This window comes from Rhizobium sp. Rhizsp82 (assembly GCF_047325115.1).
GTDB lineage: Bacteria > Pseudomonadota > Alphaproteobacteria > Rhizobiales > Rhizobiaceae > Rhizobium.
Genome location: NZ_CP168571.1, coordinates 1,388,665 through 1,412,394, shown reverse-complemented (window position 1 = coordinate 1,412,394; position 23,730 = coordinate 1,388,665). Strand labels below are relative to the sequence as shown.

General features: G+C 54.8%; 25 protein-coding genes and 1 tRNA gene. 10 read left to right on the top strand and 16 right to left on the bottom strand.

The window, feature by feature from the left end:
• Window positions 1-51 precede the first annotated feature (51 nt).
• Entirely contained in the window at window positions 52-651 is a 600-nt protein-coding gene (locus ACEN84_RS30660; protein ID WP_413711710.1) for a TetR/AcrR family transcriptional regulator, read from the bottom strand.
• A gap of 54 nt (window positions 652-705) precedes the next feature.
• On the opposite strand from ACEN84_RS30660, the gene ACEN84_RS30655 reads away from it, so the two are divergent.
• Entirely contained in the window at window positions 706-1,482 is a 777-nt protein-coding gene (locus ACEN84_RS30655) for a helix-turn-helix transcriptional regulator (RefSeq protein WP_413711709.1), read from the top strand.
• 59 nt (window positions 1,483-1,541) lie between these two features.
• On the opposite strand, the gene ACEN84_RS30650 is transcribed toward ACEN84_RS30655, so the two are convergent.
• Complete coding sequence (locus tag ACEN84_RS30650) at window positions 1,542-2,237, bottom strand: LuxR C-terminal-related transcriptional regulator (protein ID WP_413711708.1); 696 nt, start codon at window positions 2,235-2,237, stop codon at window positions 1,542-1,544.
• 239 nt (window positions 2,238-2,476) lie between these two features.
• On the opposite strand from ACEN84_RS30650, the gene ACEN84_RS30645 reads away from it, so the two are divergent.
• Window positions 2,477-4,246 (top strand): putative bifunctional diguanylate cyclase/phosphodiesterase, encoded by a 1,770-nt coding sequence (locus ACEN84_RS30645; protein WP_413711707.1) that lies wholly within the window; start codon window positions 2,477-2,479, stop codon window positions 4,244-4,246.
• Between the two features lie 82 nt (window positions 4,247-4,328).
• On the top strand, window positions 4,329-5,390 hold the full coding sequence (locus ACEN84_RS30640; RefSeq protein WP_413711706.1) for a diguanylate cyclase domain-containing protein: 1,062 nt from the start codon (window positions 4,329-4,331) through the stop codon (window positions 5,388-5,390).
• Between the two features lie 15 nt (window positions 5,391-5,405).
• Here ACEN84_RS30640 and ACEN84_RS30635 read toward each other — a convergent pair whose 3' ends face one another.
• The 11 genes from ACEN84_RS30635 to ACEN84_RS30585 all read right to left on the bottom strand — a co-directional run bounded on the left by ACEN84_RS30635 (window position 5,406) and on the right by ACEN84_RS30585 (window position 14,362).
• Complete coding sequence (locus ACEN84_RS30635; RefSeq protein ID WP_413711705.1) at window positions 5,406-6,416, bottom strand: GlxA family transcriptional regulator; 1,011 nt, start codon at window positions 6,414-6,416, stop codon at window positions 5,406-5,408.
• A 305-nt stretch (window positions 6,417-6,721) separates the two neighbouring features.
• Complete coding sequence (locus tag ACEN84_RS30630) at window positions 6,722-7,438, bottom strand: CbtA family protein (RefSeq protein WP_413711704.1); 717 nt, start codon at window positions 7,436-7,438, stop codon at window positions 6,722-6,724.
• Between the two features lie 11 nt (window positions 7,439-7,449).
• Complete coding sequence (locus ACEN84_RS30625; protein ID WP_413711703.1) at window positions 7,450-7,638, bottom strand: CbtB domain-containing protein; 189 nt, start codon at window positions 7,636-7,638, stop codon at window positions 7,450-7,452.
• Window positions 7,639-7,680: 42 nt separating this feature from the next.
• On the bottom strand, window positions 7,681-8,007 hold the full coding sequence (locus ACEN84_RS30620; protein WP_413711702.1) for a nitrile hydratase accessory protein: 327 nt from the start codon (window positions 8,005-8,007) through the stop codon (window positions 7,681-7,683).
• Window positions 8,008-8,016: 9 nt separating this feature from the next.
• On the bottom strand, window positions 8,017-8,634 hold the full coding sequence (gene nthA / locus ACEN84_RS30615) for a nitrile hydratase subunit alpha (protein ID WP_413711701.1): 618 nt from the start codon (window positions 8,632-8,634) through the stop codon (window positions 8,017-8,019).
• Between the two features lie 33 nt (window positions 8,635-8,667).
• Entirely contained in the window at window positions 8,668-9,411 is a 744-nt protein-coding gene (gene nthB, locus ACEN84_RS30610) for a nitrile hydratase subunit beta (RefSeq protein WP_413711700.1), read from the bottom strand.
• Between the two features lie 28 nt (window positions 9,412-9,439).
• Window positions 9,440-9,940, bottom strand: coding sequence for a DUF1097 domain-containing protein (locus ACEN84_RS30605; protein ID WP_413711699.1), 501 nt, complete (start codon window positions 9,938-9,940; stop codon window positions 9,440-9,442).
• A gap of 22 nt (window positions 9,941-9,962) precedes the next feature.
• Window positions 9,963-10,934, bottom strand: a complete 972-nt coding sequence (locus ACEN84_RS30600) for a CobW family GTP-binding protein (protein ID WP_413711698.1) — start codon at window positions 10,932-10,934, stop codon at window positions 9,963-9,965.
• 421 nt (window positions 10,935-11,355) lie between these two features.
• Window positions 11,356-13,191 carry a methyl-accepting chemotaxis protein gene (locus ACEN84_RS30595; protein ID WP_413711697.1) on the bottom strand — a complete coding sequence of 612 codons (1,836 nt, stop codon included), beginning with the start codon at window positions 13,189-13,191 and terminating at the stop codon, window positions 11,356-11,358.
• Window positions 13,192-13,481: 290 nt separating this feature from the next.
• Window positions 13,482-13,557: transfer RNA gene (locus ACEN84_RS30590), tRNA-Ile, on the bottom strand.
• A gap of 85 nt (window positions 13,558-13,642) precedes the next feature.
• Entirely contained in the window at window positions 13,643-14,362 is a 720-nt protein-coding gene (locus ACEN84_RS30585) for a hypothetical protein (protein ID WP_413711696.1), read from the bottom strand.
• 174 nt (window positions 14,363-14,536) lie between these two features.
• Here ACEN84_RS30585 and ACEN84_RS30580 point away from each other — a divergent pair, with 174 nt between their 5' ends.
• Window positions 14,537-14,908, top strand: coding sequence for a winged helix-turn-helix transcriptional regulator (locus tag ACEN84_RS30580; RefSeq protein WP_413711695.1), 372 nt, complete (start codon window positions 14,537-14,539; stop codon window positions 14,906-14,908).
• A 119-nt stretch (window positions 14,909-15,027) separates the two neighbouring features.
• The gene (locus ACEN84_RS30575) at window positions 15,028-16,050 is read left to right on the top strand and encodes an NADP-dependent oxidoreductase (protein WP_413711694.1); all 1,023 of its coding nucleotides are present in this window, start codon (window positions 15,028-15,030) and stop codon (window positions 16,048-16,050) included.
• A gap of 52 nt (window positions 16,051-16,102) precedes the next feature.
• Here ACEN84_RS30575 and ACEN84_RS30570 read toward each other — a convergent pair whose 3' ends face one another.
• Entirely contained in the window at window positions 16,103-16,678 is a 576-nt protein-coding gene (locus ACEN84_RS30570) for a TetR/AcrR family transcriptional regulator (RefSeq protein WP_413711693.1), read from the bottom strand.
• A 142-nt stretch (window positions 16,679-16,820) separates the two neighbouring features.
• Between ACEN84_RS30570 and ACEN84_RS30565 the strand changes: the two genes are divergently transcribed.
• The 4 genes from ACEN84_RS30565 (at window position 16,821) to ACEN84_RS30550 (ending at window position 19,526) form a co-directional block, all read left to right on the top strand.
• Window positions 16,821-17,534 (top strand): SDR family oxidoreductase, encoded by a 714-nt coding sequence (locus ACEN84_RS30565; RefSeq protein ID WP_413711692.1) that lies wholly within the window; start codon window positions 16,821-16,823, stop codon window positions 17,532-17,534.
• Window positions 17,535-17,621: 87 nt separating this feature from the next.
• Window positions 17,622-18,254, top strand: a complete 633-nt coding sequence (locus ACEN84_RS30560; RefSeq protein ID WP_413711691.1) for an NADPH-dependent F420 reductase — start codon at window positions 17,622-17,624, stop codon at window positions 18,252-18,254.
• 49 nt (window positions 18,255-18,303) lie between these two features.
• Complete coding sequence (locus ACEN84_RS30555) at window positions 18,304-18,828, top strand: hypothetical protein (protein ID WP_413711690.1); 525 nt, start codon at window positions 18,304-18,306, stop codon at window positions 18,826-18,828.
• A gap of 143 nt (window positions 18,829-18,971) precedes the next feature.
• Window positions 18,972-19,526, top strand: coding sequence for a DUF302 domain-containing protein (locus ACEN84_RS30550; RefSeq protein WP_413711689.1), 555 nt, complete (start codon window positions 18,972-18,974; stop codon window positions 19,524-19,526).
• Between the two features lie 198 nt (window positions 19,527-19,724).
• Here ACEN84_RS30550 and ACEN84_RS30545 read toward each other — a convergent pair whose 3' ends face one another.
• Window positions 19,725-20,357, bottom strand: coding sequence for a TetR/AcrR family transcriptional regulator (locus ACEN84_RS30545; protein ID WP_413711688.1), 633 nt, complete (start codon window positions 20,355-20,357; stop codon window positions 19,725-19,727).
• 57 nt (window positions 20,358-20,414) lie between these two features.
• Between ACEN84_RS30545 and ACEN84_RS30540 the strand changes: the two genes are divergently transcribed.
• On the top strand, window positions 20,415-21,461 hold the full coding sequence (locus ACEN84_RS30540) for an aldo/keto reductase (protein WP_413711687.1): 1,047 nt from the start codon (window positions 20,415-20,417) through the stop codon (window positions 21,459-21,461).
• Window positions 21,462-21,711: 250 nt separating this feature from the next.
• On the opposite strand, the gene ACEN84_RS30535 is transcribed toward ACEN84_RS30540, so the two are convergent.
• Window positions 21,712-23,553 (bottom strand): glycoside hydrolase family 15 protein, encoded by a 1,842-nt coding sequence (locus tag ACEN84_RS30535; RefSeq protein ID WP_413711686.1) that lies wholly within the window; start codon window positions 23,551-23,553, stop codon window positions 21,712-21,714.
• Between the last annotated feature and the right edge of the window lie 177 nt (window positions 23,554-23,730).

Here is a 23,730-nt window from a genome sequence, read left to right as displayed (position 1 = left end):
ACCGACTCAAGCATGATACCCATCATGTTTGAGCGCGATTTGGCCTTACATTCAAGCCCGCTTGCTTGAGGTGCGCTTTTTTTTCGAGTTTGCGGCGCCGTCCTCTTTCAGCGACTGCACAACACTCGCCAACAGTTCGTCAGAGAGCTTATGACCCGCGCACGCACGGGCGAGAATTATGGTTCCAACCATCGTCGCAAACTGCGTCAGTGCTGCTTGCCTCGCATCATCAGGCGTCTGATCTTTCATGCCAGAAGCAAGTTGAAGCACCACGTTTTCGATGTGAGGGGCGGCGATGTCACGAAGAGCGTTATCGCGGGCTATTTCAGGGCCGCAGGCCGCTAGAACACAACCGTTTTCAGGCTCGTCACGGTGAGTAGCGGAAACGTAATAGTTGTGAATCGCTGCGTTACCGCTCCCGGACAGGGAAGCCAGGGTTTCTTGCAGTTGCTCCGTTGTTCTTGTGATAACTTCTTGCGCAAGCGCGGCTTTCGACGGAAAGTGGTTGTAAAAGGGGCCGTGAGTAAGTCCGGTCGCTTTCATAATGTCGCTGATGGAAACGCCATCCAGTCCGTGGGCGCGGAACGCGCGGGCGGCCTCCCTCAGAATTCGCTGATGCTTCTCTTCGGTCTCGTGTGCTGGATATCTCATGGCTAACTCCCTTTGCGCTTGACCTAATAGCCGCAATGTATTCAAAAATGAAGCATGATGATCGTCATGATTGGCGGCGGTTCTACACGGGGTTTCCATTTGCGTATTTCATCTAGCGCCCGACTACTTATTGATGTTGATTCAGGTGGGAGTGGCCGCCTCCGACAAAAACGCCTCTACGAGCTGTTTGAGACATCCCTATGCCGTGTAGCAGATGACAGCGGTTTTTCCTATTACTTGGCTGCCTACTTTCCAGAGGCGGATCTTCGCCTCCTTGAGAACGGGATAATCTGCACGAACTGGCCGACGGACGTTTACAAGGAATATGTGCTCGCAGGGCACTTCGGAAAAGGAGAGTTTGTCAGCCACGCTAGACGCACAATCTTACCTCTGTTCGGCAATGACGTGCTGTTTCCAAAGCGGCTGCCGGGCGGATCGGAAGCTCTTCGCACCGCATTCGAAGCGCGCGGGCTGCACTCTACTTTAGCATTCAGCCTGTGCGATCACGAGGACCAGCGCTACGTGTTTTTCTTCTCGCGGCCACATGACGAAGAATGGGAACCGGATACTCCTCGCGTTCTGTTCGAGACCATGAAGTTGATCGAGGGGCTTAGCCCACGTCCAACTGAGACGTTGGGCAATCATTTGTCGATGAGAGAGATCGAATGTCTTGGTTGGGCGGCGGCGGGGAAAAGCAGCTTTGAGACAGCGACTATCTTGAAGATCTCAGCTCATACGGTGAACGGGTACATGAAAAGCGCGATGAGGAAAATGGACGTAGTCAACCGTATGCAAGCCGTCGCCAAAGCATGTAGGCTCGGAATCATATAGAGCAAATGGCCGTTCGCCGGCCATGCCTGGAACCCATTTTCAGTGCGAAAGAGCTTGGATCAGATTAGGCCCCGCCTAATAGCAATAGCCACAGCTTGAACCCGGTTGTTGGCTCCAAGTTTTTTGGCGGCCGCAATGAAATGGCCGTTCACAGTCTGAGGAAGCAGCCCGAATCCTTTCGCGATCTCTTCACTTGTCAGTCCTTGCTCAGATAGCGCGAGGCACCGAAGCTCCGTGGCAGAAAGTCTGAGCTGATCCGCGCCATATTTTCGCATCAGAGATTTGGTAATTCTCCGGTGCAGCATCGGCGATACGAACTCAAGGTATTCCATCTCATCGTCCCCGAACGCGTTCTCTCTTGCGACGATAACTGCACCGAATGGCCCACCTTGCCGTTCCACGGGTACAATAGCACGAGCATAAATGTTGAAGTCCGCCAGCAGCGACTGAAGCCCAACAGGCGATTTGTAGAGCTTGTAGGCCTCTAAGTCGGTAAGCGACCGACGCAGATCAGCGGCTGCGAGAATAAGCGGATCTGCTGCGTTGAATTTTCCAAGAACGTATTTTTCAACGAAAAGCGGAGGGAAGTCGGTATCAACGGATCTCGCTGTCCCTGCTTCGAACCCAGGAATGTCCAGACCACAGATCCAAATGTAGTCGAAAGGGACTGCCTTCCGAAGCTTGGAAAGCACCAGATCTGGGTCAAGGCGCCGCTGCGCCGGTACCGATCTTAGGTCTGGATAGTCTTCCTCCAAGTCGCACCTGGCCTTCCGTCAGTCAGTTATTGAGCCTGTGATTCGATTCATCATTCCTTAGCACGTGAACCATATTTTTTTGCCAGAAAAGATGCAGGCACAGATTGAGTTCCTTTCCCGTCTGATCGTAATAGAAAGCATTTGAGATGCCAAAGAGTGTTGCTTCTGCGGGGTTCGCTCCGGCCTACCCACGTGTTCAAACGTCGTTGCCCCTCCTCAATCCGGGGCAGAGCCGTGAGATGGAAAATCTGCTTAGAGACCGCGAAGCGCGCTTCCTGCTGCTTTCAAAGCGCCTCGATCTTACACTGCAAGCGTCGGGGGTTGGATCGTGGGAGTTCCACCCCTTTGACGGCGCTATGGTCTGGGACGACCGGATGCGGGAGATTTTTGGCATCACGGCGTTGACTGAGACGCTGGGATACGAGCATTTTCGCGCAATGGTGCACCCGGAGGATTTAGGCCTTGTTGAGGATGCTCTCAGTGCGGCTTTCAAAGGAACGATGCCCCTAAGGGGTGAGTTCAGGATCTTCAATACAAAGGGGGAGTTACGATTTGTTCGCGCGCACGGCATAGTGCACACTTTAGAAGATGGGGAGCGTATCCTCATCGGCGCCAACTGGGACATAACTAGCGACGTACTGGCTCAGCAAGAAGCTCGAGCCGCGGAAGAGAAAGCCAAGCGTCAAAACGATGAGCTCCATAAGATACGTGCGGAGCTTGAGTTTCAAGCACTACATGACTCGCTCACGGGACTAGCAAACCGAAGAAGCGTAGAGCGCGACCCGGCTTCGTTTTTTGGCTCCTTGGGTCAGAAAGACGTCATAGCGTGCCTGCACGTGGACCTGGACAGGTTCAAATCTGTGAATGACACCGGTGGTCACTCATTGGGCGATGCTGTGCTGCGCATCATGGCCGCTCGTCTCAAAGCCATCTGTTCCGAAAGCGATCTAATAGCGCGTACAGGAGGCGATGAATTTATAATACTGCGAAAATGCGAAACAGACCGAGGAGAGGTGACAGCAACGGCAGCCGCGATAGTGGCTGCTTGCCGGGAACCGGTGGAAGTCGGGCGACGCGGCTTTCGCTTGGGTGCAAGTGTTGGTGTTGCGTTTCAAACTGCCAGCGCATCGCTGGGGTCATTGATCTCAGACGCCGACATAGCCTTATATGAGGCCAAGCGGCGTGGAGGTGGCCGCTATGCAGTGTTCTCGCAGCGACTTCGAGAGAGAGCAGTCGGTGAGCGAGAGCTGGCGGAGGAAGTGCTCAGCGGCCTGGAACGATCTGAGTTCATCCCTTTCTTCCAACCGCAAGTCGACGCCAAAACGCGAAAAATTGTGGGGGCTGAGGCGCTCGCTCGCTGGTCACATCCATACGATGGAATACTCCCGCCAACGCGGTTTCTACCGGCGGCCGAACAAGTTGGGCGCCTCGGAGACTTGGATGGAATGGTCCTCGTGAAGGCGTTGGCCGCTTTCGATCGTTGGCAAGAAGACGGGGTGCCGATCCCGCGAATAAGCGTTAATGTGTCGGCGCAACGGCTGAAAGACGATGATTTCCCTAAAATGCTTGGTTTGATCGGGAATCGTGCCGGGGTGCTATCCTTCGAATTACTAGAGTCGATTTCATTCGACGAGCGCGATGTCCAACTTTCGCAAGCGGTCGAGAGAATAAGAGATCTTGGGATCCAAATCGAACTGGACGATTTTGGAACCGGGCACGCTTCGATTGTTAGTCTGATGGATCTCAGGCCCGACAGATTAAAGATCGATCGGAAGCTGGTGGCTCCCATCGTTAATGACCTGGCTCAAAGAGCGCTACTCGCATCGTTGATCGACATTGCAAAAGCACTCAAGATCGAGGTAATCGCAGAGGGCGTTGAGACTAACGAGCATGCGGACATACTGGAGGGACTTGGTTGTGACGTGTTGCAAGGCTACCTCTTCAGTCCGCCAGTGACGGCCGATGAGATCGGGCGCATGGCACTTGTGCTGGCGGGCGGTCGCGGTTAACGCTCCATTCATACCTGGTCCATATTTATCTAACCTAAATCGGCGTCCGCATCAGGGCTCGATAGTTCAGATATGATAGTCGATGGCCCAAGCTTTCAAAGAATTCACGACACCCGGAGCTTTCGCGGTGCACTTTCTTGATGACGATTTTAGACGCAATTTCGAGGAGCGTCGGGAAGACATTGCGCGTCGCTTTCCCGGTGGTACAGAAAACCAACTAGAGCACCTGACTCTTCGGCTGGAGCTTGCGTTGGAGGCGCTCGAAGCGGGGGTGTGGGAGTATCATCCAGAAACGGGTGTTTTGCTTTGGGATCGTCGGATGCGCGAGCTCTTCGGCGTGACAGAGGCAAAAGACGGGCCGACGTTCGAGATCTTCAGAAACTCGCTGCACCACGAAGATCTGTCCATCGTCGAAAATGCGCTATCCACTTCGCTGGAAACAGGACGCAAGCTCAGTGGGCAGTTTCGAATTACACGACCGGCCGGGGAAACGCGCCACATGAGAGTCAGCGGGATGCCATTCCAGCTGCCAGATGGCGAAACGATTATGGTGGGCGCCAACTGGGACATTACAAACGACGTTGCGGTACAGGAGGATTTACGCGCATCAGCGCTGCAAGTGCGTGCGCAAAACGATCGGTTAGAGGCGGCACATTTCGAAATGGAACGTTTAATGCTCCATGACGCGCTTACGAACTTGCCAAACCGCAGATATCTCGACCGCTTTCTCGCAAGCCCGGAAAATCGTGGACGTAGGGCTGCTTGCCTGCAGATAGACCTGGACCACTTCAAAGAAGTGAACGATACCGATGGACACGCTGCTGGAGATGAGGTTCTAAAGCTCGCGTCTGTGAGACTCTTCAATAACCTTCCACAAGCAAATATTTTGGCGAGGCTTGGAGGTGACGAATTTGTGGCGATGATCGTCGGACCCGATGCCATAAAGATTGCTCGCAGTTCGGCTGCGGCGATACTCGCAGCTTTCGGGAAGCCACTTGTCGTCAATGGCCGCGCTTACGCGATCGGCGTCAGCATCGGCATCGCGTCGGCCGACGATGGGCCCTCTAGTGCGCTATTGGTGGCGGCCGACAAGGCTCTTTACGACGCCAAGGGCAATGGGCGCGGACGCATCAGGGAACGCTAACCCACGACGCGAACACTAAGCTCGGGCGTCATGCTCGGAACCGACCTTTACGCTGGTCCTTACTTTGCTCCATGAAGCGGCGGGCTGGAATCTCGTCCTATACTCGTTTGGACTGACGCCTATCGTCTTGGCGAATGCGCGGCGCATGGCGTGCACGTCACCAAATCCGCACACCGTTGCAATTCGCTGAAGCGGTTGATTGGTGTCCTCAAGCAATCTGCGGGCCGCGTCGGTTCGTGCCGCGGTGATGAATTCGATCGGTGTTATTCCTAATTCCTGTCGGAAGACCCGCCCGAAATTTCGGGTGCTCATACCAACCTTGCTTGCGACTGAGTCAATCAAAAGCGACCCGGCCAGATTGGCGAGAATATAATCTTGAGCGCGTTGTATCAGGGTCGTCTCCGACATTTGCCCTACCAGGTGCGCGCTGAACTGTGATTGCCCTCCCGGCCGCTTCATAAACATCACCATGTAACGGGCTACAATGAGTGCCACGTCACGTCCGTAGTCTTCCTCAACGAGTGCTAAGGCGAGATCTATGCCGGCGGTGACCCCTGCTGCGGTTATGAGAGACCCATCACGGATATAGATAGCGTCCGCATCCAATTCGATGTTCGGGAAGTCTTTGCTGAACTTCGGGGCACACTCCCAATGCGTTGTTACCCGCTTTCCATCGAGGAGCCCGGCTGCACCCAGAAGAAAGACACCAGTGCAGATCGAACCGAAGCGGCGGACGGTTGGCACGCGTCGGCGAAGCCAGGCTATGACTTGGGGATCAATAGCATGAAACGAAGGATCACCAGCTACCAGAAGGGTATCAATCTCTTGGTCACGGTCGAATATCGTTCGATCCGCCACGAAACGTAGTTGGCCGGTACCTGCAACAGAAGGCGCGCCAGTCGACATAATCTGGATGTCGTATTTGGTCATGTCCCCCAAGCGCCTTGCGGCCTCCCAGAAAACTTCCGCTGGCCCAACGATATCCAATGACTGAACTCCCGGTGGAGCGAGGATCACAATTCGCATGGCCCTGACCTTTCGTTAGAACGACTGTGTGACTTTTCACATGCAAGTCTCGCGCCAACTGGTCGAACGTCTTATGTGGCGACTGTTGAGGTGGTAGTTTTTTCCCGGCTTTATGCGTTGGTCAATCGCCAGTTTGCTCGCTGCGTCTGCCACCTCGAGCTCATGTTTAGCAAGGAAATCGAGGCAGTCCTGCGGCTTAGGCTCGCCACCAAGAATTGCGCGGAAAGCGAGGCGGTGGATGTAACAGTTCCCGCCATTAGCGGCGGGAAACTGCACTGCGTCGAGGGCTTCCACCCACCTCATATTCACTTTGAGGCTCCAAAGCGTCCGTAGACTGCAGCGCCAAGGGAGCCGAGCATCACCCAGAAGACGAGACTGGTGATAACGACCGCCGCAACGAACTGCTGCTCTAGAGCGGCCGGTGCCGACCCGTGCTCGCCCTCAGGTGCGATTGGCGCACCGATCAAATGCGGGACCGAGATCATCACTATTGCCACTGCCGCAGCCCACGGCCTTCGGTTAAAGGCGAGAATTGCTAGAGCACACGCCGTCATAATTGCTGTCCCGACCCACCAAATTTGGCGGGCGTCAAGCGGCGCGGACGGTGTTCCAGGAAGCTCTGGCGGCAAGCCGAGCATTGGTCCGAGCATGACAGACGCAAAGGCGGCAAGGCCCCAAAATATGCCTTCCCGCCAAGTGACCGGCTTGCCCCGGAGTGCAACCAAGCCAATGAGCACGAGAGAATAGCCGATCGACGTCAGTATATTTGCAGCCAGAGTAAAGGACAGCCTCTCAACGCCATCACTAGGCTCCCAACTCGCCGTGTTGTGACTGTGCGTATCCGGTAATGTTGGTGTTGCTGCCTCGTCGGCGTCGTGGTGATGCGCGCTTCCACCGGTTTCGTAGACCTCCGCCTGAGCGATCAGCTGAATAGTTCCGAAATACTGAACGATGGTAATTGCTGTACCAACAATTAGCCCAACGACGACGGAGGCGAACACAATTGATCTAAAAAGCGGCATCACCTAGACTCCTAGTGGCAGGGAAACGCGTTTGCGTGGCGCGTGTCATGCGCGGCGTTATGGACTGCTTCCAAGTGTGAGAAGCCCACAAAGCCGACAATGGCTATTCCGAAGAAAACGGCCGCAGCCGACTGCATTAGTTTCGAGACGCCACTGGAAATCCCGGGGCGGGTGTGTACAGACGAGGTATAAGCAGTCATAGTTGACCTCCAAAAATGGGACGAGGGAAATGAGGGGAATGATCAGGCCGCAATTGCGGCCCTGATCTCGGCGGGATCTACTAAGCCAGCCTTGACGACCGCTGCTTCCAGCGCTGCAAGGAACTGATCGTAGTAGTTCCATGATGATCGATCGTCTGGGTGAGCGTCCTCCCAGGTTCTTATGGTCGCGATCAGCTCATCTCTGAAGTCGTCCCACTCGAAATAGCCGTGCTTTGCAAGCGCGAGGGCCATACCAAAGGAGGATCGTTCCCAATCCGAACCGAAACAAAGGGTGCCGTTTGCCCTCGGTGGGTTATCGGCTTTGCCCATCATTTCGTTGACGGCGAAGTGTTCAAACTGAGTGAGCATCTTTAGTCCTCAGGCAGCTTTGGATATGGCGACGCCCATCATCGCTTCTGGAGTGACAAGCGCTTCAAGTTCGAGCTCAGACATTCCATCCGTGCCTTCCGGCCTTTCTGGGATCACGAACCATCGGATCTGGGCGCTGGAGTCCCAGACCTTGACTTCGACATCGTTGCCGATCGGCAGCCCGAATTCGGAAAGAACGGTGCGGGGCTCGCGGGCCGCGCGGCTGCGGAACGTCGGGTCCTTATACCAGTACGGCGGAAGACCAAGCACTGGCCACGGATAGCAAGAGCACAGCGTGCAGATAATCAGATTGTGGACGCCTGGCTCATTTGCGACCGCGCGCATGTGTTCGCCTTCCGCGCCCGCCATTCCTTCAGGAAGGTTAAGTTCAGCGATTGCCTTTGGCGTATCCGCTACGAGCCTATCTCTGAATGAAGGGTCCACCCACGCGCGTGCGACGATCTTGGCTCCATTAAATGGGCCCATTTTGGTCTCGAAATAATCGAGAACTGTATCAACCGTGTTGGCCGTGATAACGCCCTTCTTGATAAGTAGGGCTTCCAGTGCCCGGACCCTGGCGGCGCTGTACGCTTCTCGGTCGGCTCGGTATTCGAAACGATCTGACATGAAATTCTCTCCAGTGCGTCTGTTCGGCTGAGCTCAGGCTGCCTTGGCAGTCTCAGCAGTTTCAGGAAAAGCGAGGTAATGGGAATAAAGGTCAGCGTAGAGGCTGAAGTTCGGCTCCGCATTGTCCGGCCAAAGTTCATTCGGGTCGAAACGAACGCAGTAGACCGCCATCGCAGGACCGATACCGTCCGAGCCTGTGTTGCACAGATATGTGTACGCCCCCGGGTAGACGGTCTCGACAACGCCGGTTCTGTTTCTCAAAAAGCCAGGTAGACGCGTGTGTTCGATGCTTGGCACGTTCTTGATCGAAACCAGATCGCCCTCGACAAAATCAAATTGCACCGAGACATCGCGCTTCGGACTGTCGCCCTCGACGAGGTATTGAACCACCCGATCGTCGACAGCCTGTTCAGCGGACGAAGGAAGAGCCTTTAACGGATCAGCGTAATACTCCTCGGTCAACGCGTCGAGCTCGTCGGCCGTGATGTAGCCTTTTTCGATGAAGTAACCGGAGACCCCTCCTAGCCACTTCTCGTAGTATCGGTATTTGAAGTAGTCGAACGGGTTCAAACTCTCGGCGCCTTTACGAAGGTCCGCCCAAGTCCATACGGTGTTGAAGGTCGAAGGGGTGGCAGGCAGCGGAAGCTGAGAGGAAAGCGCCATCATTGCTGTATGGATCCCGAAGATGCGGGTTTCCCATTGCTCGACAAATACCCGCGTTTCAGTACTGACTGGACCCAGGTTTTCGAGTCCACCGAGGAAGTGTTGAAGTTTCATTGGATGAGCCTTTCGCTAAGGGATGGTTTCAGGCAGTGGCTGGCTTCTTGGCAGCGAGCAGGTTGGTCCCTATTTCAGACAGCAAGCCGAACGCGCCACCAAGAAGCATCGCGGCCATTGCGACGAGTGTCGGGTGGTTGAGGCCTGAGCTGGTGACTGTTGTCCCGGTAGCTGCGGTGGTTCCAACTAAGGACGCAAAGCCGAAAACGATTGCCGGCGGGAAGTTCAGGATGGGGATTGCCGACACGAGCACCATTACAGATGTTCCCGCACCAACGAGTACAGCAGCGAAAACCGGATGCTCTGGACCGAACTGTATTATCAGCAAGGTGATGGATGCGATGATGATCCCTGTCCAGTTAGATACGACTGATTTGAGAAGGCCATGTTGGCCGCCGCCGCATGCGAAGAAGGATGCCCAGGCGATAAAGGTCACCCAGACTGGGACAGGAAAGACAGTTGCGGTGATATAGGTATCGATTGCGCCCAGTACTCCCAGGCTGATCATTGCGGCGACAAGCGGTGGCATGTTTATCTCCTTGTTTCGATGGTTAGGAAGCGAGTGCGGGGAGGGGTATGCGGCAGCTCAGAAAGCCTTCTCTGAGCAATTCTTCATCAAGGTTACGTCCGATGAAGACTATTTCGGTAAGCCTGTCGTCTGTGAGCCACGGCTTTCCAGGGCGTCCTTCAAGGGTCATGTGAACGCCATGGAAAACGTAACGGCGCGCTTCGTCAGCGAAATTTATTACGCCTTTCATCCTGAAGAGATCTTTTCCGATCTCTTGAGTGAGGCGAGACAGCCACCCGTTGAATAGGGCGGGGTCGACAGGTAGCTTCTCTCTGAATGCGACGCACGACACGGTTTGATCGTGTTCGTGTTCATGGTCGTCAAGGACAAACGGATCGATACTGAGAATGTTCTTAAGGTCGAATGCAGCGAGATCGAGGACTTCCGACGCCTGAACGTTGCAGCGGTTGGTTCTGACTATTCCAGCGAGAGGATTGAGAAGGCGGATGGTCCTTTCGATCTCAGCGAGATGCTCTTCAGAGACGAGATCAACCTTGTTGAGCAAGACGACGTCTGCAAAGCTTATCTGCTCCACGGCTTCGTCCTGTGACAGTTGACGTTCAACGTGTCGTGCGTCTACGACCGTAACGATAGCGTCGAGCTGCAATCTCTCTGAGAGAACCTCATCCAAGATGAAGGATTGGATGACGGGCGCAGGGTCTGCCAGACCGGAGGTCTCGATTACAAATCGATCGATCGGGCGTCCCGATGCAAGAAGGTTCCGTATTGCGGAGATCAAATCATCACGGACGGTGCAGCATATACAGCCGTTGTTGAGCTCGACAATATCGTCCTGCGTACCGACAACGAGCTTCCCGTCTATTCCCACTTCGCCGTATTCATTGACAATCACAGCGACACGTTCGCTAGTCCTTTCCGTCAACACGCGGTTTAGCAGCGTGGTCTTGCCCGCTCCCAGGAACCCGGTGATGATCGACGTGTTAATCTTCGACATTCGCAACTCCACGATAGGCACGGTGAGCCGATCCCCAGTTGATGGGGTGTGCACACGGGCGGGAAGTAAATTTTGGTGGACCCCGTAGCGGGCTTGATGTGATTACACGGTAAAGCGGCCAGTTTCACAACGCCCGCGCCAGTGCGTTTTCAGCCAAATTAGGGGAATATCACGCCAATTTATGGCGCAAAAATATGCACGATTAATTTATAGGCAGGATGGCGGTATTGCCGTCATTCAATGTCTAAAAGATGAACAAGTTAATTTGCATGTCGCCAGCACAAGCTTACGTTGTGCTTTCATCAGTATTGTGGCGCGACTGGTTGACTATTGGGTCTGTTCTAAGCCGAGGCAAATCAGGGAGTGTTCTGTCGCAGTTTGAGTAAGAACTCCGCTCTTAAGCGGAGTTCTTACTTGGAACTCAAGCAACCTTACGTTCAGGCTGCTCAAAGCGAGAAGACGGAGCATTCGTAGTGGGGAGGAGGAAGCCACCGACGAGCTCGCGCAGTTTGGCGGATTCGATTGCCAGCGCCGTGGAGGCGGCAGTAGACTGCTCCACCATCGCAGCATTTTGCTGCGTCGTCTGGTCAAGCAGGTTTACGGCGGAATTCACCTCACCCAGACCAACATTTTGCTCACGGGACGATGTCGCGATCGATTCCATCTGCGCATTCATTTCGGCGATAGATGATCCGATAGCCTTCAGCGCCTCGCCAGCGTTTCGCACCAAGGTTACGCCACCCTCCACTTGCTCAGTCGAATTTCGAATAAGTCCCTTGATCTCCTTCGCCGCCTGTGCGGAGCGTTGAGCGAGTTCTCGTACCTCCTGCGCGACAACGGCAAAACCTTTGCCCGCCTCGCCGGCACGAGCAGCCTCCACGCCTGCATTCAATGCTAGAAGGTTTGTTTGAAACGCAATCTCATCAATCACTCCAATAATATTAGAGATCTGCTGAGAACTGCTTTCGATGCGCTCCATTGCCGCTTCTGCTCTGGAAACTACGTCCGTGGACTTTACGGCGCCGTCGTTTGCTTGTGTCGCAATAGCCCGCGCCTCTTCGGTTCTTTTGCTGGAAGCAACCACATTCGAGGTTATCTGTTCCAAAGCAGCCGCAGTCTCTTCCAGTGAGGCGGCTTGTTGCTCCGTTCTATGCGACAGATCCTGCGCACCCGAAGCGATCTCCCGAGTACTCGCATCGATGGAATTTACGCTTGTGGCAACCGCCGTAAGAACCGATCCAAGCCGATGTACGGACTGATTAAAGTCAGTGCGAAGGGCTTCGAACTCGGGCGAGAATGGCTCGGAGAGCTGAAATGCGAGGTCGCCGGAGGCCATTCGCTGCAGGCCAGCGGCAAACCCAGATGTTGCGACCCGGAGGCGTGCACTAGCATCTCGCTCCGCCTCTCCTTGAAGCGCTATCCTCACTCGCTCTGCTTCATCGCGTGATACCTGCGCCTCGCGCTGGAGCCTATTGTTCTCGATGGCGGCCAAGCGGAAAACTTCGACTGCACTTGCCATAGAGCCGACTTCATCGGTTCGCCCTGCGTATGGAATAGGAGACGAGGTGTCACCTTCCGCCAGGCTTCTCATGGCCTGAGTGATACCCGTAATTGGTCTTGCTATTCCAACGAGCGCGTTGAAGATCGCTCCCACGATGATGATGAGGGCGAATACCACCGCGGCCAACAAGATGACTCTCGCACTCTGAAATGTTTCGGCGCTCGCTCGGGCGGCGTTCAGGCCGCCGCGCTGATTGACCTCGACAAGCTCCAAGGCTGAGGTCATCGCTTGATCCGAGAATCTCTTCATTTCACCGTTTAAAAATTCGCCAGCGGCAACCGTTTGGTTCGCTCGCGACAAAGCAAGAAGTTCATTACGCTTCGCTGCATATTTGGCTGCATCTCCCTTAATGCTTTCGAGCAATGATTGCTCTTCGGTCGAGGAGATCAAAGGAACGTAGCCAGCCACCGATTTCTCCAGCTGGACTTCAGCCGTGGCTATTGCTTGTTCCCTTCCAGCTTTTTCCTGAGGAGTCTGAGCAATTATGTGATCGCGGAAGGCAAGTCGGAGGTTGGTAAGGCTCAGGGCGATTTGCTGGGATTGCTGCACGCTTGGCAGCCAGTTAGTCGCGATTTCGTTCGCGGACGCGTCGGTCTTCATCATGCCGTCCAGCGCAGCAAAGCCAACGAAGCCAAAAAGCGCGAAAATTAGAGATAAGGTTGCTGTGATGCTGACCTTGATCGACAGGCGTTTCATGTCAGGTTTTCCTTGTTAATGTTTTAGTAATGAGTTTTTATATTTTTATTGTTCGAGTATTAAAGAAGTGTTGTTTCGTGGATTTTCAGCCGGCATGCATGTATCCTCGTTCGCGCTGCGTCAGTTCGATCTGCGCAACGCTTGGTACTCGCCCTAAAAGTAAAGGTGGAGATCTGGATGCGAGCCGGTGCTCGCCGGCTGGACGGCGGTACAGGATTTTACGTCTCAACCGGCTACGAACTGCTCGCCGTCGCCAGCATCGACGTGAAGGCAATGGTTGCTGTGGGAAGTGGTGGGCCCGGCAGGACTCGAACCTGCAACCAATCGGTTATGAGCCGACGGCTCTAACCATTGAGCTACAGGCCCGCCAAGCCCACTCATACCCGGCGGCCAAGAAGGTGGCAACCTCGGTTAGGCGGAGAAATTTAGCTCCTTATGAAAATGCCAGATGTTACGCGGTCACCACGTCGTGAATGTTAATGGCAACAGCCACGCGATCCAACAGAGGTCGATTGTTGCTGTCTTTTGCGTAGACTCTTCGTTTGGTTGGTATGATAAGGCCGCCGAAACTCTTCGGTGCTAAAGCGTAGTTTGCGCTCGAGGTTCCGCCCAAGACGTCAGCGCTGTAGTCATGACGTTTAAGCAAACCCGACTTGTCGAAATAAAATACCTGTTCCCTGGAGTGGCTGGCAACCTCAGGCGGGAAAACGACCCTCAGGCGCCGCCACTCTTCGCCGTCTTCGATCCAGGGCTCAACCTCTGTTGCTTCGAAACCTGGCAGGTTGAAGAGGAAGGGTGTCGTCAGGTATGTCCAAAGTGCGTAGCCTGCGAAGTAGGCTAAATGCTGCGGATCCCACGGAGTATTCAACGAGTGGCCTTCGAATGCCTGGCGTGGTTCGAAACGCTCAGTGATAATGTCGCCTGTCGATCGCCTTATTATAGCAGTCCGAGACGGTTCGAATAAAGCGGTTTGGTCAGGCTCGATGAATGGTGATATCTCCGCGAGCGGTCGATGCGGGTCGATGACAACCGTCACATCTAGGAAAGCGCCTTTCCATCCTTTTAGATCCGTGATCCCCGTCGCCGTGTAACGTACAGACAGTTTCTTGGCCTTTTCCCAGCGGTCCAGTCCGCCGTGCGCTTCAATTGCAGTTTCCAGAAGGTCAGCCATACAATTCTCCATAGGTTTAAATTTGCAACCTGTCGACATCTTCGCAGAATGAGTTTAAATTTGCAACCTCAGTTCTGAACGGAGGGAAAGCCATTGAAGGGTAAGCGCGCGGACTTGACGGATGCAAATTGCGGGATCGCGCGAAGCCTCCAGATCGTGGGGGATTGGTGGAGCTTGCTGATTGTCAGAGATGCTTTCAACGGGAAGCAACGGTTCAACGAGTTTCAAAAAAGCCTTGGGGCGGCGAAAAACATCCTCTCAAGTCGCCTTAAGAAACTTGTAGATGATGGAATCCTCAAAATTGTCCACGAAGAGGACCCCAGGGCCGGCCACCGATATTTACTTACGGCAAAGGGCGAGGGGCTTTACGTAGTTCTTGTTGCCCTGTGGCAATGGGGCGAGCAAAACTGCTTCGAGTCTGGCGTCTTAGATTTCGCGATGGTCGACAAAAGAAATGGGATGCCTCTTTCTCCGTTGGCACTTGAGTCCGCTGACGGGAGGAAGCTCAGTCCAAGAGATTTCAAGACCGTGAGGTTAGAGCGCTGAACGTCTCTGTTTCTTGCATCCGAGCGAAATCACGCCAGTTCGAGCTTGTGATAGCAGACTTCCGACTGTATCATCTCTAGATACAGTCGGTATTGCGTACTACGAGCTAGGAGCAGAGCATGACCACTTCTCGTCAAGTCGTTTTAGCGAAAAGACCCGCCGGCCCGCCCACGGTCGACGACCTTCGCTTTGAAGATCGCGCGCTGAGGCAACCAGACGACGGAGATGTCGTGCTCCGGGTGATTTACCTCTCTCTTGACCCCTATATGCGCGGTCGCATGAGTGATGCGAAATCTTACGCCGATCCGGTTCCGATCGGCGGTGTGATGGAAGGCGAGACGATCTCCGAGGTGATCTCTTCACGTCACCCGAACTTCAAGCAAGGCGATTTGGTCCGGGGGCGTACTGGATGGCAGACGCACGACGTATTGAACGGCGAGGTTCTCAAACACGTGGACACACGTGGTGCTCCTTTGGAAACTGCTTTGGGTATCTTGGGAATGCCAGGTTTCACGGCTTATAGCGGGATGAAGCTGATTGGTCGGCCAAAGCCAGGCGAAACCGTTGTAGTCGCCGCAGCGTCCGGCCCAGTGGGTTCCTTGGTCGGGCAGTTGGCCAAAATGGCTGGCGCACGAGCAGTGGGCATTGCAGGGGGCTCTGAAAAGTGCGCATATGTCGAAGAGGAGCTCGGCTTCGATGCAGCGATCGACCATACGACCTCGGCTTTTCCTGACCAGCTTCGCGCAGCTTGCCCGAATGGCATCGATGTCTATTTTGAAAATGTTGGGGGCCATGTTTGGGACGCCGTCCTGCCGCTCCTAAACAGGTTCTCTCGCGTCCCCGTCTGCGGTCTCATCGCAAATTACAACGGCTCGCAACACAGCACCGGTGATAAATTGGCTGCGACGATGAATTCCGTGCTAAGACTGAGCGTCACCATGAGAGGCTTCATCAATTACGAGTTTGAACGGGAACATTACGCCTCGTTCCTTGATGAACTCGCTCCTCTTGTCGAGGCCAAAAAGCTAAGACATCGAGAAGATATCGTCGACGGCTTGGAAAATGCCCCAGGCGCATTTATCGGCATGTTGAAAGGCAAAAATTTCGGCAAACTGTTGGTGCGCGTTGGAGCAGATGTTTAGGCGTTTGCGCACCGATCTTATAGCGCAGGCCTCAGCGTCACTCTACGGCCTGTCACCCCTTCCTCTTATGATCCAACAGCAAAACTTGTGTCGCCTCCTTCGCAGATCTGAATGGCTCGGAATTGCCGTAAGCCTGTGAGAGCAGAAGCGCTCCCTGAAAAAGAACAGTGATCTGTTTTCCCAACGCTTCCGGTGCGGCTAGCCCTGCTTGCTCGCACATGTGGATGAATTGACGTTCTACATAACTTCCGAGCTCGCGGCATATGCCAGTGAGGCGTTCGTTTTGTCCGACGAACTCTTGCGAGCCACGTATCGCGAGACATCCGCGTTTGTCGGTGTCCAGCATTTCCTTGCGGACATCAAAGCACTTCAGGATTTTTTCTTGCGGAGGCAGACCCGATGATCGCACCGGTTCAAATAGTGTGGCGTTGACATAGCGGGCGTACTCGCCGAGAACGGCTTCGATCAGATCGTCCTTAGATGGAAAGTATTTATAGAGCGTGCGCTTCGATATGCCGCTCTCAGCCATCACCTTGTCGACGCCTGTCGCCGTAAAGCCGGTCTTGTAAAATCGCTCGTATGCGAGCTTCAGGATGTCTGCTTTCTTCGTCGTTACAGAGGCGGCCATGACATTTCCCTTCGAACACAATTACTCCTTTAGCAAATTAGGTTGACTCAGTAAACAGATCGGTTTAATCCAGTGCGCGTGTAAACTGATCGGTTTACACGATGATAATCTCTTCATTATCTCCAAAACAGATGGGACTTCTATGTCACTCAAGGATCAAGTCGTACTCGTTTCAGGCGCAAATCGAGGCATCGGTGCAGCTACCGTCCGCGAACTGCTTAAAGCCGGTGTCAAAAAAGTCTACGCGACCGCAAGAACGCTGGAATCGCTACCAGATTTCGATGATCAGCGGGTCGTCCCGCTGCAGCTGGACGTAACAAACCAAGGTTCGGTCGACAAGGCGGCCGCAACTGCATCAGATATCGATGTGTTGCTGAATAATGCTGGCAGCCTTGCTTTCAACGACTTCATCTCGTCGGACCTCGACGCGCTCGACGGCGACATGCAGACGAATTACTATGGGACGCTTCGCGTCATTCGAGCATTCGCGCCGGCTCTCATTGCAAAAGGTTCGTCAACTATTGCAAACGTCGTCAGTGTGGTCGGTCTTGTGGCCGCTCCTCCTCTCGGCGGTTATTCGGCCTCAAAGGCAGCATTGCATTCACTGACTCAAACCCTTCGGGGCACGCTGAAAGCATCCGGCGTCACAGTCATTGGCATCTATCCTGGGCCTATCGATACTGATCTCGCCAAGGATGTGCCTCTCGCCAAGGTCACGCCGGAACATGCAGCGCAAAATATTGTCCGCGGCCTTGAAAATGGCGACAGCTACATTTTCCCGGATCCCACCGCCCAACAAATTGAATACCTCTGGGCCAACGATGGTCGCAAACTAGAGGGCGCAATGGCGGGGTAAACCTGCGCTAGCATGTGGTGAACTTAACCGGACGGCCTAGCTACCGTCCGGTTTGCCTTTGATCGTAATTTTCCAAGGACAAAAGTGATGGACATTGGATTCATTGGCGGCGGCGCTCTTGCACAGGCTCTTGGCTCGCTATTGGTAAACGCAGGTCACACAGTTCAAATCGGAGTAAGGAACCCGAAGGGGTACGACGATGCTCGTCTCCAGGTCAGTGATATCAATACTGCGATCCGCGCGTCGAAGTTGGTGATAATTGCGGTACCGTTCAGCGCGATTGATGAAGTGCTGTCGATTCATCGAGAAGCGCTGTCCAGCAAAATCGTGATCGACGCGACAAACCCTGTCGATCACAATTGGCAGCCGATTGTCCATCCAGATGGACTGTCGGCCGGAGAACGCGTCGCTCAATTGCTTCCTGAGGCAAGGGTGGTTAAAGCCTTCAATCCGATTTTTGCGGATGTGATGACGCCGAGCACGATAAACCGAGGCGGCCGGAAGATTACATTGTTTATCGCTAGCGACGATGGTCCCGCGAAGGTTGCTGTGTCGGAACTTGGTGCAGATCTCGGTTTTGATCCAATAGATGCTGGTCCGTTGCTTTCCGCGCGTTATACCGAGGCTATGGCACATCTCAACATAGTGCTGGCGGTAGCACAGGGTGGCGGAACCAAAGCCGCGTACATCTATGACCGCGACTTGCGGGAGCGAAAATAGGCGTTTCGTCACAAATAGTTTAGACTTGAGAAAAAGGGAATGTCGGCTCGTGCTTCACGTGCTGGCATTCCCTTTTTTGTTGAGCGCTGCCGCTCAGGCGGCAATACAGGCTGGTGTTCTTACTGCCGAACGCGAAAATGGGGGCCTAGCAAACGAAGCGGGAGGTTATCCCACTCTACCGCTTAAGCGTCTCAACGGAGATATCCTTCACTTTCTCTCTGTTTTGTCGAGGGGTGGGGCAGTTTTGTTGTTGGTGAACAAGTCGTCGGATTGTTGCTGCATCAACCAACGCTCGTTCGTTTCGCTCGTCGCGATCATTTTGGTTTTTCGTTCCCTTGATGGATGGCCGCTTGGCGCCAATTCTAACCAGTTGAAATGTACCGAGGTACCCATGGAACATCTGAAACCGGAACAAATAGGCGAAGATCCATTGATTAGGGTCTGGTCCCTGAGCGACTTTTGCACGCGCCATCGTCTCGATGCGAAAGAACAACAACGTTTGATGCAGCTCTTTGGACCGTTTGCCACAGCTAATGAGCTTCACAACGCCCGGCGTGAACCCAAGTTTCGTTGACGGATTAAAGTGGGCGGAATGCAACGAACACCGGTGGTCGATGATTCCGGAGATTTCGGCCTGTCTCATTACCAGCTGGCAGACGGAGAAGACCTCGAGATGTTCATTGGCGGTGATCCGATAGTGTTGAAGGGGGGTATCCCATGCTGCATATCGAAACCGCGAAGGTTCCTGTGGAGATAAAGTTGATGCTAAGTGCCCCAAAAGCAAGCTATTCTCATGTGTCCATAAGACATGTTGAACTCCGATGTGGGCAGCCCGCTCGGAAGGTTCATGAGAAGCTTCTTGCCAGTATCCCGCGCCTGTCGCCACGTCTTGTGCAGATGCTTCGCTCCGGGGACTTGGCATCTGTAGAAAAAGAGCGACGCGACGGGCCGCCTCTGTGGCTCTTCGAAGTGCGTGATATGGGGTCGCTTCTCGCCATGGAAGGAGTTTCGCCCACCGTATATCAGTACGAGATCGGCAATCCACTGACCGCTGAAAGCATGATACGTTATCAGCTTTCGGCGGCGCTATATGCTCCGCTGCGGGTTATCCTATACGATGATGCGAAGGGTTGCGTTTTCGCGTTTGACCAACCATCCGACTTTCTCGGGCAGTTTGGCGACGACGAAGTCACAGATATCGGTCATTCGCTTGATGGGGCCTTGGAGCATGCGTTGCAAAGTGCTATGAGCGCGGCGGCTCTTAACGGATGATGCTGAGCTTTTTGACTGAGAATTGCCGCAACATATTAGGCAGGTTTTGCGTAAGCGCCTGACCCGGATGCCACAAAGGCCCGCTGCGGCTTAAGTCTGCCAAACTGCCAAATGGCTATGTTTGATATCTGTTGTTGCGCAAACACTTTACTGAATTTGCGCACACGCGCTGGCACCCGATCCCCTTAGGGCTTCACCTCATGGCGTTACAAGGAACGTCTCGCGGACTGCGCTAAGAACTTCTTCCGAGAGCGCCTCGTCAGCTTTTAAGACTGCACGCGCCACCGCTATCGCTCCGATTTGGGCGGCGACAGCTGCTACTGATAGCCGGCGTTTTTCCGCTGCAGTGGTGTGGCCGGTTAGAGGTGCGGCGATTGTCGCCGCCAGCTCCTCGAAGGCGTCTTTAAAGCGGAGACTTAAGTCCAGGCTTTGACGAGAAATCTCGCTTGCGGAAGCGGTCATTGGGCACCCGTCATCAATCTTATCACGCATCCGGCGCGACATTAGTACCTTAACGAAATCATCGAATGATGCACCGTGTTCGTTCGCCCAAGCTTGTGTGTCTTCCATGCTTTTAGCGAAGCCAAATGAAAATGCCTCGGCCGCAAGCGCTTCCTTGGATGGGAAATGCGCGTAAATTGCGCCATGTGTTAGTCCAGCTTCGTTGGCAATTTCAGCAACGCCGACGCCGTCAATCCCGTCTTTGCGGAATTTCCGACTTGCGGCTTCCAGCAAAGCCTGACGGTTCTCAGCCGCCTTTTCCTTTGAAACACGCATCAAATTCACTCCATCGTATCCGAAAATATTAATTGCGCTCGCAAGGAAAGTCAATTACAGCTGCCGCTCCATTAATAATTGCGCTTGCAATCTTTAAGAGAGGCGGAGCTGATGCGATACAAACTGTTTGGTGAGCACTCGGGTTTGAGAGTGTCGGAGTTGTTGTTGGGCACGGGCAATTTCGGGACACGTTGGGGTCACGGCGCGGACCTGGAGGAGTCAAGGCGGATACTCGACAGCTATGCGGAGGCCGGAGGCAATTTTCTTGACACCGCTAATGGCTATCAGTTTGGCGAGGCTGAAGAAATCCTGGGGTCGCTGCTCGAAGGGCGGCGCGACGATTTTGTCCTAGCCACCAAATTCACTATGCGCACCAATCCAGAGTCTGGAATTCTCGCGACAGGGAACAGCCGCAGAGCGATGGTGGTGTCAGTCGAGGAGAGCCTCAAGCGCCTTAAGACCGATCGGATCGATCTTCTCTGGGCGCACGCATCTGATGGGGTTACGCCTGTTGAAGAAGTTGTACGAGGTTTCGATGATCTGGTCCGAGCTGGCAAAATTCTTTATGGAGGGCTTTCGGATTTTCCTGCTTGGCGCGTCTCTCGCGCTGCTACGATCTCAGAGATCCGAGGAATGGTCCCGATAGTCGGGCTTCAGGTTGAGTACAGCTTGGTTGAGCGCACTACCGAGCAAGAGCTTCTTCCCGCCGGATTTGGGCTCGGGCTTGGCGTTGTTGCCTGGTCGCCTCTCGGCGGCGGCATGTTGACCGGGAAGTACAGAAATGGCGAAAGTGGTCGTAGAGAAGGCTTTCGAGGCAACGTATTTCAGGAAGAGAACACGCCCCAGCGTTCTGCAATCCTCGATGCTGTTGTGAAGATTGCGGGAGAGGCTAACGTAACGCCATCAGAAGTCGCAATTGCTTGGGTTGCGTCAAAGGGTGTCCTCCCGATAATCGGGCCGAGAACCGTGGCACAATTGAAAAACAACTTGGCTGCTGCAAAGCTCCGGCTCACTGGCGAGCAAATTTCTCGCTTGGACCAAGTCAGCGCCATTCCGTTGGTCTTTCCCTACACCGTTCTGAACAATCATGGCACGCGCGAGCTCTATACGGGCGGCAAGGCGGAATTGTTCGACAGGCCAGTAAGACCTGTTGCTTGAAGAATTTTTGGCCACGACCGCCGCGAGTGAATGGTTTGGTCGGTTCAGCGACCGCTAAGACAATCGGCGACGCAATGCCGGTGCTTGATAGCACGAGCTTCGTCAACGGCGCCGATTTCTCAACCCATGGTGACGCTGAGGAAATGGACCCTCCCATGGGGTGCCGATCACAGCGCCCCGTTTTCTGATCAGGCGCTCCAGTTTCCTTGAGCTGAGAGACGGAAAAATCATCGATGGCGCGAGCTCCTGTTTACGGCCGCCACTCCTGATCGTTTCGGCGGTCGAGTTCGCGATCGAGATAGTAGGCCGCGCTGATCAGCGCCAGATGTGTGAAGGCCTGCGGGAAATTGCCGAGCAGCTCCGAGCGGACATCGAATTCCTCGGCGTAGAGACCGAGGTCGTTGGCATAGTTGAGCACCGCTTCGAAGACCCGGCGGGCCTTCTTCAGGTCGCCTGCCCGTGCAAGGCATTCCGCATACCAGAAAGAGCAGGCCGAGAAAGCCCCCTCGCGGCCGCGCAAGCCATCCGCGCTCTTATAGCGATAGACGACGCCATCGTCGGCAAGGGTATTGCCGATGGCATCCAGGGTTGCCAGCCAGCGCGGATCGGTGGCGCTGACAAATCGCACCAGCGGCATCAGTAGCAGGGATGCGTCGAGACTGTCGCCACTCTTGGTCTGGACGAAATGGCCCTTTTCCTCGTTCCAGAAATTGGCCCAGATATCTTCGTAGATATCGTTGCGGACGTCTATCCATTTGGCGAAGGGCGCGGCAAGAGAGCGTTTGCTTGCAAGCCGGATGGCGCGATCGACGGCCACCCAGCACATCAGCCGCGAGTGTAGGAAGTGCTGCGGTTCGCGGCGCATTTCCCAGATACCCGCATCCGCATCCTGCCAATGCTCGCACACATAGTCGATGACGTCTCGCACGCCCTGCCAGCCGTCATGAGAGATGGCGTGACCGTATTTGTTGCTGAGATAGATCGCATCCATCAGCTCGCCGTAGATGTCGAGCTGGAACTGTTCGGATGCCTTGTTGCCGACACGCACGGGACGCGCGCCGCCATAGCCCCGCAGGTGATCGAGGCTGATCTCGTCGGGCACAGGCCCGCCGTCGACGGCATAAATGATATCGAGCTTTCCGCCGGTATCGCATTTCGTCGCGCGCTTGCCGATCCAGGCGTTGAATGCCTGAGCTTCTTGCTGGTATCCAAGCCGCATCAGGGCATAGACCGTGAAAGAGGCATCACGGATCCAGGTGGCGCGATAATCCCAGTTGCGTGTACCGCCGGGCGCTTCCGGCAATCCGAATGTCCCCGCCGCAACGATCGAGCCATGGCGCCGAGATGTCATCAGCTTCAGCGTCAGGGCCGATCGGTTGACCATCTCCCGCCAGCGGCCGCGATAGGTCGATTGCGATGCCCAATCCTGCCAGTAGGCGATCGTTGCTTCCTCGAAGGCGTCAATCCCGGATATCTCGATCTGGTCGTCATCGACGCCAGCGAGAATGAAATCAGCGGTCTCGCCTGCTTTCAGGCGTCCATCGGCGCTGACGTCGCTGCCGGCAGCCGTCAGCTTCACATTGGACGACAGCCTGAAGCCATCGGCCTGCGCTGGCCGCCAGAGCGCGACATTCTTTCTGACCTCGGGCGCTGCAGTCTCCCGCGCGTAGTCGAAACGCGGCGCGCAGCGCATGGTGAACCGGACCTCGCCGCGCGTTACCCGCAGCCGGCGCGCGACCGTTGTCGGCGTGTCCGTTTCGCCGTCCTTGACGGCCATGAAATCGGTCAGTTCGGCGCTTGCTTCCGTGCCCATCCATCGTGTGAGCAGCACGTTGGTATCCGGCAGATATTGCTGCGTAACCCGCGCATTGGCGATGTCAGGGAAAAGCTCGAAGGCCCCGCCGCGTTCGGGGTCGAGAAGAGCGGCAAAGATGGTCGGGCTGTCGAAATTCGGCCAGCACATGAAATCGATGGCCCCATCCTTGGCGATCAACGCCATGGTGGCGAGGTCGCCGACGACACCGTGATCCGAGATCGGCCGCGGCAAAGGGAGCGCCATTTCATTGCTGCGTTTCGGCAAGTCTGCCATCATTATGCCCTCCTGCACTCAAAGCCGCTAAGAAACGCGTCAGATCGCGATCCGTTCAAAAGTAATGCCGGAGGTTACGCCAGCTGTAGATACCCATTGAGTTGAGGCGGGCGATGCGACGGTTGTTATGGTTTGGACTGGCATACCTGGCGCTTTCCTAGAAAAGAGCGTATCGCTTCT